Below are 13,090 nucleotides of genomic sequence, written 5' to 3' on the forward strand. Positions count from 1 at the left end.
GTACAGCCAAGAAAATTTCCAATTCGACCGAATTAGGGACTTGACATCATACCGCTGGACTTATATGTTACTGACATTCCATATGAAAGATGCGTTAATGGAGAGATTAGAGATTTTCCTTCATCGGAAAGATAATAGCACAGTAGTAGGCATTCCGGCGAGCCAAGAGGAAATTGCTGAGGCACAACAGCGGCTTTTAGCTCATATTCTGTGCATTTAAGGAATCACTCTCAATATTTACAGATGATTTTTTTATAAACCAACCTAGCACCAAAACAAGTATGGCGAGAATAAATTCAATCCAAAAAACCGTTTGTAGACCGGTAAGGATGCTCTGAGTTTTCTCATGCATGGAAGTGGGATCGAGCGAATTATGAAGATAACGATTGGCTCCGGATGACATGATGCCAACGAACAAAGCGATGCCCATTCCCCCGGCAATCTGTTGGAGCGTATTGTATATGGCTGTGCCATGGGCAACTAGATGACGCGGAAGTTGATTCAATCCTGTTGTCTGAGCCGGCATGACGACGAACGATATGCCTGCGAATAAAAGGACATGATTGAAGAGAACGGAACCTTGCGCAGTATCGCTGTCGATACCGGCAAATTGCCATAACGATATGGCGATCAAGAGCAATCCGGGCACTATGACGAATCTCGGGCCGAATTTATCGCATAATTTTCCCGTCACCGGCATCAACATTGCGTTTAAAATACAGCCGGGCATAAGAAGTAAACCTGTCGTGAATGCTGTCAACTGCATCACATCCTGCATATAGATCGGCAGCAATGTCGTGGTGGCGAATAGGACCATCATCAGGACGACTACCAATGCCGCAACCAAAGAAAAAGTGGGATGCCGGAATACGGAAAGATCAATCAAAGGCTCTTTGATCTTGAACTGCCGCCATACAAGCAAAAGCAAGAAGAGGCTGCCTATGACAATCAAGCTGTAACCCTCAGGCTCAGTCCAGACATTTGTCCGGCTGAAGCCGTAGATGACGCTACCGAAACCGATGGTTGACATCGCAATGGATAAAAGATCGACCCTTGGCTTGGTTAGTTCTGTTACATTCTTTAAGTACATGAATGCAAAAATAATCGAAAACAATGCGATAGGAATCACCATATAGAATAGCCATCGCCAGTTTAAGGTATCGATGACCAGACCCGACAAAGCTGGCCCGATGACAGGGGCGACCATAATGACCAGTCCCATGAGTCCCATGGCGGCACCTCGGCGTTCTAAAGGATAAAGGGCGAGAATCGTATTCATCATTAACGGTATCAATAATCCTGTCCCGCAAGCCTGAACAACCCTGCCCATCAGCAAGATTTCGAATCCAGGGGATACTGCACACAAGCAGGTACCGGCTAAAAATAACGCCATCGCAGACATAAATATCTGGCGAGTCGTGAACCATTGCTGCAGCAATGCGGTCACCGGCACCAGTACCCCGATCACGAGCATATAACCCGTTGATAACCATTGTATGGTCGAAGGAGCAACGTTGAATTCCCTTATCAATCCAGGAAATGCATTGACAAGTAAATTTTCGCTAAGAAACGCAACAAATGCACCTATGAGTAGCGCGGCTAACATCCGCTCTCTCTTCATTACACTTGCATCGTGAACCTGCTCGTTCATCTTCTACCTCCCGGATGTTCTTTTCGTTCTGCAGATTATCCTGCATCATCACTTTCTAACAAGGAATAAAAATTATCGCGGTCTTCATCATCGAATTTGCCAATTGTCCGTACCCTGACAATTTCATGTCCGCCATTCATGTCTATTTCCTCGCCATACCTATCGTAGAGTGCAATCATATTGCCATCCCGATTCAACTCCATGTACCCGTAGCATTCTGCTTCGGGCGCTTTACCGTAAAGAAGCATAAATCTGATTTTGTCCACTCTGTTCATGCAGGCCCTCCTTTCCTGTCTATCCTTTCCCCATCGACCTGAAGAAAATTTTACGTGAAATCGGATGAATTGGAAAAAGCGAAATCGCTCTTCATTCTCGGAAATTCATTCATATTTCGAAACCATTAGGGGGGATCCCCCGTTATGTCGCTCATTCGCACATTATCTCTTGACAGGATGAGGTTTGGGGATTATGATATCGTGCCGGTTAACGAAAAAGATGACAAAGCCGTATAAGCTTGTTATAAATAACAAGTAGATGTTGCAATGCGGAATACGAGAGTGGGAGGAGAAGCCGTTGAATTTCGCTGTAGAAGCTTTTCTGAATGAGGTATGGCAGGAAGTCACTACGATTTACGCAAAAGAAAGCAAGAGAATTAATGAACTAAAAAATAGAAGCAGGCTGCAAGCCGGAATCAATGATTATCTTCGAGTAGCATGGAGAAAAGGCAAGTTTACATGGGCAAATGGACGCATACATATCGATGTGCACGAGCCATTCTCTTGGTCTGACAGCTCCTATGAAGTCGAAGCGGGTACATATATAACAGAGCTGACCAATGAACTTCTAATCGAGGAATTCTTTCCTGCCTTGTGCGAACGTGTAGATCGACTGTTCCGCTCTGAGGAGCTGGGAGCGAGTTTCTTTGATTACAAGTTTGAAGTTGTATTTGAGTTTGAATGGGAACAGTCGAAATTATCGTTTAACCATCAGTTCATCAATGAGCCAAAGTTGAGTCAATTGAAACAGATACTGGAGCAATTTGTTCACACAAAGGTCTTATCTGATCCACCAGTGCTGCCAGGAGAAAAAGAATTTTTCTTTTTTGCCAACCATTTGGTCAATCCTGATCTGATGAAGCAGGAAGTAAAAGAGGTTGAACCGTTGATCCAACGACTCTCCGATAAGCTGAAGACGAACCAAGAGCGCAAAAACGCTTGGATCAGCCAATATACTGCGGCCTTCAAACATTGGGCGCAGGATTACTTTTTACCGCGGCATTTTAACCAAACCGGTTTTTATGGAAACGAATGGGTGTTGAAGGAGGATGCCATTCATTCTTCCGTAGATGCTGGAGAAATGGATTTCTTCCTTTATACTGCCGTACAGATTGGCTTCACCGAGCCGAATACTCGGCTGAAGTACCTAGAACTTGCGGTGCAGTTGGGTTCTAAGCGGGCAGCAGATTATTTGAAAATAGGCAGCGGAAAATTTGCGAATACCTATCGGGGAGAGAGAGTAGAGGCCCGCAACAATGACGTATTGCAGATGATCGACATCCGGATTCTCTCTGAAGAGGAGGCTGCCTACGGAGAAGCGATCGATTATATCATCGATCTGTTGCGCCAGGGCTTCCCCAAGGGCTACAATCTAAAGCTGAAAAGCAGCCAAAAGCATGTGCTTCCGTTTAAAATGCTGGCAAAGTCCAAGCTGCATCAGTTTTTTGCCAATGCACTCAACTGCCGGGCGTTGTTCCCAAAAATTGCAGAATATGCGGATACGGCGATGGAGGAGTTCGCGTGGTACAGCGATGTGGAGCCGGGCGAGAAATCGGTTATGCCGGGCACTTATGCCGTACTGGGCCTTGGCTTGTACAGCGAGGATTATTTCCCATTGGTATGCCGCTATATGGACCTGGTGGATACGGAGCACCAAATGGTACAGGATGGGTATGCGCAGGCATTTATCGAGGCGCATGGCGTAAAGGCAGAGCATATGCCGGTGATCGTATCCATTTTGCTGGCAGGTAATGACGAGGGAAGACAGGTCAAAAATCTAACTATCGACCGTCCTGAGCTTGCCGAGGCACTAATCGAGACGCTGAAAGGCAAAGAGATTCATGAACTTGAAATGGTACTGTGCCGAGTCTTTGGAAGCGTGAAGAAGCTAGAAGGAGCCGCACGAAAAGCAGAGTCGCCGCTAAAAGAAGGATTGGAGCAGCTGTTGGCGTTGAATGGAGGATGAGCTAATAAAAATCCAGAACCATGGTCTTCAATACTTCTTCGATAAGTAACGGCAACGATATATTCTTGATGAAAAAGAGAAGCTCCGAATGTATTTCCGGGCTTCTCTTTTGACGTTCAACTTCCGATATTCAGAATATAACACGAACCATTTCAATACTTTGCATGGTGTCTTTCGAGCGGTCGTTCCAGTATACTTATCGGACATTTAAAAGGAGGATGCGTATGAAGCAATGGGACAAGCTTTTTGTTCCGCTCAGAGCCAAATTCATGGTGTTGTTTATGGCTTTAATTACAATCCCGTACGTGATCAGCGGCATTGTAACCTATCAGGGGTATATGTCGCAGGTGAAGGTCAGCGCCACCGTTAACACGACACAAATGACGGAGCAGATCCGCATTAATTTGGACCGCTTCATCAAAGAAATGGAAAGGCTTTCACTGGGCTTGTATTATGACAACGAGGTGATAAACATCCTGTCCAAGCATACGGGGGACGAAAGCCGGAAATCCCATGTATCCTTTAACGATCAGCAGAAGATGATGCTATTTATCTCCTCATTGGAGTTTGACCGCCCCGAAATTCGCAATGTCGTGCTGATGTCGCCGGACGGTAATCTGTTCAGCAGCAAATCGAAAGTGAGCAACACATGGTCCGAAGCGTCCGAGCCTTGGATCAGTGATGTCAAGTTGTCCGAAGGGGAATTCGTCATCGTAAAGCCTCATCATACCCACTATTATTCCAAGGATGACAACCCTACGATATCGGTTGCCAGGAAAATCTACGATCCATACAGCTATGACTATCTCGGAATGATTAAGATCGACCTGACTGCAGGGGCGTTTCAGTCTTTAATTGCTTATGCATCCGGCAAGCCGAATGCGCACGATAAGCTATATTTGCTCGACAGGGACAAACAGCTGCTCTACCCGTACCTTACGAGTGAGGAGCCGCTGCTTTATATGAAAAACGACGATTACTTGACAGCCTCTGTCGTATCGGACTATACAGGCATTCAAGTCGTCGGTATAGCGTCGGTCATCGATATGCAGCAGGACGCCTACCGGCTGGTTCGCTCTAATTTGTTTACGTCGGGGGCCGCCTTGCTTCTAGCCTATTTGCTTGCGTTGCTCACATCAAACTATTTGGTAAAGCCGATTCATCATTTGCGCAGCAAGATGAAGCTGGTGCAGAACGGCTCATTCACTGTTCGGTCAACTGTCGTTACCAATGATGAAATCGGCGTGTTGTCGGGCGGCTTCAACAATATGGTGGCCGAGATCGAACGCCTCGTCCGGGAGGTCTATGAAACCAAGCTTCGGGAACGCGACGCGGAGCTGTCCGCGCTGCAAAGCCAGATTAATCCCCACTTTTTGTACAATATGCTGGAGTCGATGAACGCGGTGGCGATGAAACATCGCGTGATGGAGCTGTCCGATCTTATTTCGGATCTGGGCGCGCTGCTTCGCTACACGATCCATAATCAGATCGGCTCCGCGACGCTGCGCGACGAATTGCAGTTTGTCGAGGCGTACGTCGAGATCGAATCCTCCAGGCTGGATAACCGGCTTTTATTGACGAATCAAGTGGATTCCTCCTTCGAGAGCTGTCTGGTTCCGAAACTGATTTTGCAGCCGTTTGTAGAAAATGTCATTGAGCACGGATTTGCATCGACTTCGGCCAGGGTAGAAGTGACGATTCAAGCCTGGATGGAGGAAGACGATGTATGGATACGTATCTCCGACACAGGCATAGGCATGACCGACGAGTTCAAGAGCCGGCTGGAGGAACGGATGCAGCGGCGGGACCACTTGTTCACCGAGCTTGTTGCGTTTGACGACAAGCGAGGTAAAGGAGTCGCATTGCGTAATGTGTTCCAGCGAATTCGCATTCGATACGGAGAGCCTTATGGCGTGCAAATAGATTATAGCGTGGAGAGCGGCGCGGCATTCTTGCTTCGGCTGCCGTTCCAGTGGAGGGATAAATGATGGTGACCGTTTTTATTGTGGAGGATGAGCTGAAAATCCGCAACAGCATTCGCGACTTCGTGGAACAAGAGGTAAGCGGTTTCAAGGTGATCGGCGAAGCTTCCGACGGGGCGGAGGCAACGGTACGTCTGGAGCGGGAGGCGCCGGATTTGCTCATCACGGACATCCGAATGAAAGGGATGGACGGTCTTGAGCTGATTGAGCGCATTCATCAGAGTTACCCGGATATGAAGATATTGATCATCTCCGCGCACGGCGAATTCGAATACGCCCAGAAGGCGTTGCGGTACGGCGCCGACGACTACTTGCTCAAGCCGATCAATCGGCTGCAGTTGACTCTGTTTTTAAACAAAGTGCGGGATGAAAAGGCGCCGCTCTCCTCCTCCGGCGATACGGAGAACGCAAAGCAGGAGCGCCTTGTTATCCGTACGATCAAGCAACGGGTTGCCGAGCGTCTGCACGGGCCCATTACGCTGCAAGCGATCGCGCAAGAGGTGCATATGAATCACAGATACTTGTCGACGTTGTTCAAAGCCGAAACGGGCATTAACTTTTCCGATTATATCGAACGCTGCAGAATGGATAAAGCGAAGAAGCTGTTGAAGGAAAGCAAGCTGAAAATTTACGAGATTGCCGGCCTATGCGGATATGCCAGCGCCAAGCATTTTATGGTCATATTCAAGCAAGCCGTTGGCTGTACGCCGACTGATTACCGAGACCGTCCCGAGCGGCAAAGTGGTGAAGATTACGAACCTTTTCAATAACCTGCGTGGTTTTTGGAGCCGTACCGACGTTGCTATACTTACCAATGAGAAGGCGGAAAAGCGCTTTCAAGAAAGGGGAGCCTTATGACGAAAAAATGGGTTGGTATTACGGTCATGATTATGCTGGTAAGTTTGCTTGCGGCCTGTGCGGGAGGCGAGAGCAATTCTGGAGGGGGTAATGGAGAAGGGGCGTCTTCGGGAAATGAAGCGAAGTCGAATACGGACGGCTCTGCTCCAAAGAAGGATGTTAAGCTGACAATGAGCGTGTGGAGCGAAGCACGCGTTGAAACGTATCAGGCGCTGGCGGAGGAATACAAGGCGCTTAATCCTCATGTAAGCGTTGAAGTGATGTCGATTCCGTTCGCGGATTATCAGCAGAAGCTGTCGATCATGGCGGCATCCAAGACGGCGCCGGATATTGCGTGGCTGGCCGAGCGGATGGCGCCTCAATTCCTAAAAAACGATCAGCTGCTGGACATATCCAGCTACGTGCAGGACGATCCGGACTATGACTTCGCAGACATTATTCCGAGTACGCTGGAAATCTTTCAGCATAATGGCGGTTTGTACGGCATCCCGTTTTCCACGCCGCCGCATGTCATCTTCTACAATAAGACGATGTTCGAAAGCAAGGGCTTGAAGACGCCGCTGGAGCTGTACAATGAGGGCAACTGGACCTATGAGGAGCTGCAAAAAACGGCGGCAGCATTGTCCGATCCGAACCAGGGTGTGTTCGGCGCTACGTTCGGCGTCAACACGAAGCTATGGAGCGATTACTTGTTTGGCATTGTATGGGCGATGGGCGGAGAAGTGTTTAATGAAGACATGTCGGCATTTACGCTAAATTCGGAAATTGGCGTAAACGTGCTGAACTATTACAAGCAGCTTCTCGAGAGCCGTTCCCACCCAAGCATCGGTTCGCAAATTACGTTTGACGGCGGCAAGCTTGGCATGTCTCTCGAAAATGTCACGAATACGAGCAAATACCGCGACAAGGTTGATTTTGACTGGGATATAGCGCCAGTGCCGACCGGAGCAGGCGGACATCCCGTCGCGCTTGGATTTGCGGGATATTCCGTATTCAAATCGGAGCAGCAAGAGGAAGCCGCGAAGTTTATAAAATTCCTAACCAATAAAGAAAACGCTTCAACCATTGCCGACTTCTTCGTGCCGCAGCGTAAGTCGATTCTTACTTCCGACGATTACCTGAATCTGTATGCGCATCCATCCGCGGAAACAATGAAAGTCGCGGCCTACGATCGCATGGACAATGGGCGTATTCGTCCGGGGCATCCCAATTGGGTGCAAATCGACGAGCAGATCGCCGCGAATTTTGATGCATTCCTGACAGGCATCGTTACAGCCGAGGAAGCTCTTAAATTGATGGAGCAAGCCGTTAATCCGCTGTTGAAATAAGGAGGGTGCAAATGAAGGAGTGGGATATATGCGAATCGGCAGCCTGAGGCGAACGGAAATTGTCTATGGTTATGCCTTTATTTTACCGATCGTACTGGGCTTTGCATTATTCCTGCTTGGTCCGATTGTATATGCGTTCATCATGAGCTTCTCCAATTGGTCGCTGATGAACGATCTGGAGTTTGTCGGAGCCGACAACTACATCCGGGCGCTGACCGAGGACCCGGTACTCTGGACGACGCTGCGCAATACGCTGTATTTCTCTGCCGGCATGGTGCCGATCAATATCGTGGTTGCGCTGCTGCTCGCCTTGCTGCTCCGGAGAAAGCTGCCCGGAATCGGACTGTTCCGCACGGCGATCTTTACGCCGGTCGTCGTTTCTTTCGTGGTCTGGTCCATCGTGTGGAAATTTATATTTGCAACGGACGGCGGTCTGGTCAACCTGCTCGTCCGGCAATTCGGCGGTACGGACATTCCGTGGCTTTACTCCATGACATGGACGATGCCCGTTGTTATTCTAGTCAGCGCGCTCAAAAACGTCGGGATGAATATGGTCATTTTCCTTGGCGCGCTCCAGACTGTGCCAACGTCCTATTACGAAGCCGCCAAAATCGACGGAGCTTCGCCGTGGAAGGCTTTTCGCAGCATTACGCTGCCGCTTATCTCGCCGGCTATTTTTCTGACTACGATTATTACGATTATCGGTTCGCTGAAAGTGTTCGGCCAGGTGTACGTCATGACGCAGGGCGGACCCGGCACAAGCACCTATGTCATGGTGTACTACATTTACCGGCTTGCATTCCGATCCTTTGAATTTGGGTATGCATCGACGATCGCGTTTATTTTGTTCTTTATCATTCTGCTGCTCACCATCGTGCAATGGCAGCTTCGCAGAAAGTGGGTGCACTATGAACAATAAAGGGATCGTCGGGCAGATATGGATTTATGCCGGACTTACCGTTGTCAGCCTTGGCATGTTGTTTCCATTCTTCTGGATGGTGACAACGTCGCTCAAGCCGGAATCGGCCGTCTTCCAGTTCCCGCCGCAATGGCTGCCCAATCCGCCGGTTTGGCAAAACTATGCCGATATTTTTACGAAAATGCCGTTCGGCTCTTATTTTTTTAATAGTGTATATATCGCTGTTATCGTCACTGCCGGAACCGGCCTGGTGGCCGCAATGGCGGGCTACAGCTTCGCCAAGATGCAGTACCCGCTGCGCAACCCGATTTTTCTTATTCTGTTGTCAGGCATGATGATTCCAACCGAAGTGACCGCCATTCCGTTATTCACCTGGATGTCCGAGCTGGGGTGGGTCGATACGCATATTCCGTTGATTTTGCCACCGATGCTGGGGGCGGGAGCCATCTTCGGCGCGTTTATCGTCAGGCAATTTTTTATCACGATTCCGGATGAACTGGATGAAGCAGCCAAGCTGGACGGCTGCTCGCCCATTCAAACCTTCCGCTACATTATGCTTCCGCTTGCGGTTCCGGCGCTTGCGACGGTCAGTATTTTTACGTTTCTGGACAGGTGGAACGAATTTTTTGATCCGTTGATCTATCTCAATACAAAAGAACTATTTACGCTGCCGATCGGTCTTGCGTTATTGACGACGGACGCGGGCGTCGATTGGCCGCTGCTGCTCGCGGCGTCCACCGTGGCGACGCTGCCGCTGCTTATCGTATTTTTCATGGCGCAAAACAAGTTCGTTGAAGGGATTTCCAATACCGGTTTGAAGTAATTGCTTAACTTGTATATAAACAAGGAGGAATGCTTCATGTTTGAATTCGGAACGAATCATCGAGCGGGCAGCGGCAGCCGAATCCTGAATATATGGCTGGCCGTTGCGCTTGTCTTCTGTTTGATTCCCCCTTCGGATGCGCGAGCCGCCGATGAATTTGACGGACTCCGCGCGAAGCTGGCGGACAAATTGACGGGCGGTTCGAGCTACGATCCGCTCGATCCCGACATCGCCGCAAGAATCGGCTCCATCGATACAAGCGCCCAGACATTCTGGGACAGTATGGACAAGTCGAGCGGAAGAACCCACTTGTGGGCGGATTCCACCAGTCCCGCCATATCGGCGGATATTACGCGAAGCTACAGCCGGTTGAAAAGCATGGCTATTGCATACCGGACGGCGGGCGGAGCTCTTGAAGGCAATGCGGCCCTCTTGTCCGACATGAAGAGCGCGCTGGAGTGGTTGTACGACAATCGATTCAACGAAACCGTGACTCGGTACGATAATTGGTGGGATTGGGAAATCGGCGTTCCAGCCGCTCTTAACGACACGGTCGTCTTGCTTTACGATGAGCTGGCCTCCTCTGCCATTACGGATTATATGAACGCGGTCGAAGCATTTAGTCCCGATCCGACATTGTTGCGCGGGGACACGGTCAGTACGTCGTCCAATCGCGTATGGAAGGCGAATATCGTTGCCGTTCGAGGCATTATCGTGAAGGACGGCGCCAAAATCGCCATCGCCCGGAACGCGTTAAGCGACGTGTTTGACTATGTGGATAAAGGGCCGGGCTTCTATAGGGATGGCTCTTATATTTTTCATGACAATATTCCTTACAACGGGGGGTACGGCAGATCGCTGCTCGCCACTTTGACCGGTATGGTGCGGCTGCTGGACGGCTCGACTTGGGAAGTAACCGACCCCGACTTGAGCCATATGTATCAATGGGTGTATGACTCCTATGAACCGTTGATTTATAAGGGCGGCATGATGAGCATGGTGTCCGGCCGGGAGGCGAGCAGAGAGCAGCTTCAGGAGCACGTTTCCGGGCAGCAATTGATTGGCACCATTATCGAGCTTTCGCAGTTCGCGCCGCCAAGCGACGCGCTTGCCTTCAAGCAAATGGCCAAGTATTGGCTGCAAGAAGACACGACGAGAAGCTTCTATGAGGATGCACCCATCTATCTGATTGTTTGGACGAAAGAGCTGATGAACGATACCGCCATTGTCCCCAGAGGAGAGTTGGTGAAGCATCACCGGTATCCCGCCATGGACCGGCTTGTCCATCTGAGGCCGGGGTTCGGCTTCGGCGTGAGCATGCATTCGACGCGCGTTCATAATTTCGAGACGATGCACAATGAAAATTTGCGTGCGCACCATACATCGGACGGGATGACCTATTTGTACAACAATGATTTGACGCAGTTCAGCGACAACTTTTGGCCGACCGTAAACGCCTTCCGTCTTCCCGGCACGACGGTACTGAAGGATTCCGTCAGCCTGACAAGACGATTCTCCGATCAAGCATGGGTCGGCGGCTCGGACATCGCCGGCTTATACGGCGTATCCGGCATGTCTCTGCATCCGTACAATCAGAATCTCAGCGCCAAAAAATCATGGTTTATGTTCGATGACGAAGTGGTTGCGCTGGGCTCGGATATCCGAAGCACGGACGGCATCGCGGTGGAAACGATTGTGGAAAACCGCAAGCTGAATGGGAGCGGAAGCAACGCGTTTATCGTTGACGGCGCGGCCAAGCCGAGCGCGACAGGCTGGTCCGAAACCATGTCGAACACGAGCTGGGCTCATTTGGCCGGCAACGTGGCAGGCTCCGATATCGGCTATTATTTTCCGGGGACGGCAGCGGTCCATGCTCTCCGCGAATCGCGAACGGACAGCTGGACCAGCATCAACGACCGTCCCGTCACATCGGCGGCGATGCACACGAACAACTTTCTGAATCTATGGTTCAACCATGGGACGAATCCTTCCGGAGAGAAGTACGAATACGTGCTGCTGCCTAATAAAACAGCTGTCCAAACGGGGGATTACGCGGCTGCGCCGGATATTGTTGTTCTTGAGAACACCTCCGACGTCCACGCGGTCAAGGAAACGGGGCTGGGTATTGTCGCCGCCAACTTCTGGAACGATGGCGTTACATCGGTTGACCTGATCACAACGAACCGCCGCGCGTCCGTGATGACGCATGAAACATCCGGCGACATCGAGATCGCCGTCTCCGATCCTACCCAGCTTAATGACGGTTATATCGAGATATCCATCGCTCGAAGCGCGACCGGACTGATCTCCGCCGATCCCGGAATGACGGTGGTACAATACCATCCGTACATTAAGCTTAGAGCCGATGTAAATGGAACGATGGGCCAATCGCTGAGGGCAAAGTTCAGCTTGACCGGCACGCCCGTTCCTAATCCGGTGCCGCCGGATCCGCCCGCCGCGCAGGATGTCATTATCGTCGACAATAAGGACAAAGGGTTTGCAAGCGATTCGGCATGGCGGAGTCTGTCCAACGTGGCCGGTTATTACGGCGAGGATTATTGGACGGACAATACAAGCAGCGCCGATCCCGGGAAGTGGGCCATGTGGACGCCGTATATTGGGAAAAGCGGGAATTACGCTTTGTATATGCAATGGGCCGCGGCATCCAATCGGCCGGCCGCCGCGCCTTTGGAAATAAAGGACGCCGATGGCATCGATACGTACAAAACGGTCAACCAAAAACAAAATGGCGGACAATGGGTGTTTATCGGCAACTACGATATGGAAGCCGGAACGAGCAACACCATCAAAATTTTATCAACCAATCCGGGCTATACGATTGCCGATGCCGTAAAGCTGGAATACCAGCTAGCAGGCGAAGCGGAGAAGCTGCCTGCCGTCACCTCGGGAGCCGCTTTGTCGCAGCATCTGGATTCCAAGGCTAGCAACAACCTGTGGCAAAAGCTGAACGCGACGGCCGTGAACGATTATGTAGAGTACGAATACGACGTGCCGGCGCCAGGAACGTATCAGATTCAATTGCATGCCAAAACCAACAATACGCGCGCGAAATTCAAGCTCTATTTGCCACAGGAAAACGTGTACGTTGGAACGGAGAAGGATCAATATGCTTCCGTTGACGGCTATGAGACGTTCGATATGGGCCAGCATACATTCGGCTCCGCAGGCACTAAGCGGTTCAGGTTTATCGTAACAGGCAAGCATGCTAGCAGTTCAGGCTACACGCTCGGCAATGATTATATCAAGCTGACCGCGCAATAAGCGGTT

Annotated in this window: 9 protein-coding genes and 1 pseudogene; 8 read left to right on the plus strand and 2 right to left on the minus strand. The window is 50.3% G+C overall.

Going from position 1 to position 13,090, the window contains the following annotated elements; genetic code table 11:
- Nucleotides 1–220 (plus strand): annotated as a pseudogene (locus PAT3040_RS38495) (hypothetical protein); the annotation flags it as partial.
- Here the strand turns inward: PAT3040_RS38495 and PAT3040_RS07770 are convergent.
- Nucleotides 197–1,651, minus strand: a complete 1,455-nt coding sequence (locus tag PAT3040_RS07770; RefSeq protein WP_108992153.1) for an MDR family MFS transporter — start codon at nucleotides 1,649–1,651, stop codon at nucleotides 197–199. The pseudogene PAT3040_RS38495 and the gene PAT3040_RS07770 sit on opposite strands and share 24 nt — an antisense overlap.
- A gap of 35 nt (nucleotides 1,652–1,686) precedes the next feature.
- A complete protein-coding gene (locus tag PAT3040_RS07775; RefSeq protein WP_108992154.1) occupies nucleotides 1,687–1,926 on the minus strand; it encodes a hypothetical protein in 240 nt (79 codons plus the stop codon).
- A 298-nt stretch (nucleotides 1,927–2,224) separates the two neighbouring features.
- Here PAT3040_RS07775 and PAT3040_RS07780 point away from each other — a divergent pair, with 298 nt between their 5' ends.
- The 7 genes from PAT3040_RS07780 (at nucleotide 2,225) to PAT3040_RS07810 (ending at nucleotide 13,084) form a co-directional block, all read left to right on the plus strand.
- Nucleotides 2,225–3,892 (plus strand): DUF6138 family protein, encoded by a 1,668-nt coding sequence (locus tag PAT3040_RS07780; RefSeq protein WP_108992155.1) that lies wholly within the window; start codon nucleotides 2,225–2,227, stop codon nucleotides 3,890–3,892.
- A 224-nt stretch (nucleotides 3,893–4,116) separates the two neighbouring features.
- A complete protein-coding gene (locus PAT3040_RS07785) occupies nucleotides 4,117–5,880 on the plus strand; it encodes a cache domain-containing sensor histidine kinase (protein ID WP_181376492.1) in 1,764 nt (587 codons plus the stop codon).
- Nucleotides 5,877–6,644, plus strand: a complete 768-nt coding sequence (locus PAT3040_RS07790; RefSeq protein ID WP_108992157.1) for a response regulator transcription factor — start codon at nucleotides 5,877–5,879, stop codon at nucleotides 6,642–6,644. The genes PAT3040_RS07785 and PAT3040_RS07790 overlap by 4 nt, the downstream gene beginning before the upstream one ends.
- Nucleotides 6,645–6,728: 84 nt before the next feature.
- Nucleotides 6,729–8,060 carry an ABC transporter substrate-binding protein gene (locus PAT3040_RS07795; protein ID WP_108992158.1) on the plus strand — a complete coding sequence of 444 codons (1,332 nt, stop codon included), beginning with the start codon at nucleotides 6,729–6,731 and terminating at the stop codon, nucleotides 8,058–8,060.
- Nucleotides 8,061–8,088: 28 nt separating this feature from the next.
- Entirely contained in the window at nucleotides 8,089–8,979 is an 891-nt protein-coding gene (locus PAT3040_RS07800) for a carbohydrate ABC transporter permease (RefSeq protein WP_219930252.1), read from the plus strand.
- Entirely contained in the window at nucleotides 8,969–9,802 is an 834-nt protein-coding gene (locus PAT3040_RS07805; protein ID WP_108992159.1) for a carbohydrate ABC transporter permease, read from the plus strand. Before PAT3040_RS07800 ends, PAT3040_RS07805 begins: the two co-directional genes overlap by 11 nt.
- Before the next feature lie 36 nt (nucleotides 9,803–9,838).
- Nucleotides 9,839–13,084, plus strand: a complete 3,246-nt coding sequence (locus PAT3040_RS07810; protein WP_108992160.1) for a polysaccharide lyase family 8 super-sandwich domain-containing protein — start codon at nucleotides 9,839–9,841, stop codon at nucleotides 13,082–13,084.
- Nucleotides 13,085–13,090: the final 6 nt, after the last annotated feature.

Origin of the sequence: Paenibacillus agaridevorans, from assembly GCF_003112455.1 — a bacterium.
GTDB classification, from domain to species: domain Bacteria; phylum Bacillota; class Bacilli; order Paenibacillales; family Paenibacillaceae; genus Pristimantibacillus; species Pristimantibacillus agaridevorans.

Excerpts from the sequence above, each read along its gene's own strand:
- PAT3040_RS07770 (WP_108992153.1), bottom strand. The coding sequence starts at position 1,651 with ATGAACGAGCAGGTTCACGATGCAAGTGTAATGAAGAGAGAGCGGATG.
- PAT3040_RS07775 (WP_108992154.1), bottom strand. The coding sequence starts at position 1,926 with ATGAACAGAGTGGACAAAATCAGATTTATGCTTCTTTACGGTAAAGCG.
- PAT3040_RS07785 (WP_181376492.1), top strand. The coding sequence starts at position 4,117 with ATGAAGCAATGGGACAAGCTTTTTGTTCCGCTCAGAGCCAAATTCATG.
- PAT3040_RS07790 (WP_108992157.1), top strand. The coding sequence starts at position 5,877 with ATGATGGTGACCGTTTTTATTGTGGAGGATGAGCTGAAAATCCGCAAC.
- PAT3040_RS07795 (WP_108992158.1), top strand. The coding sequence starts at position 6,729 with ATGACGAAAAAATGGGTTGGTATTACGGTCATGATTATGCTGGTAAGT.
- PAT3040_RS07800 (WP_219930252.1), top strand. The coding sequence starts at position 8,089 with ATGCGAATCGGCAGCCTGAGGCGAACGGAAATTGTCTATGGTTATGCC.
- PAT3040_RS07805 (WP_108992159.1), top strand. The coding sequence starts at position 8,969 with ATGAACAATAAAGGGATCGTCGGGCAGATATGGATTTATGCCGGACTT.
- PAT3040_RS07810 (WP_108992160.1), top strand. The coding sequence starts at position 9,839 with ATGTTTGAATTCGGAACGAATCATCGAGCGGGCAGCGGCAGCCGAATC.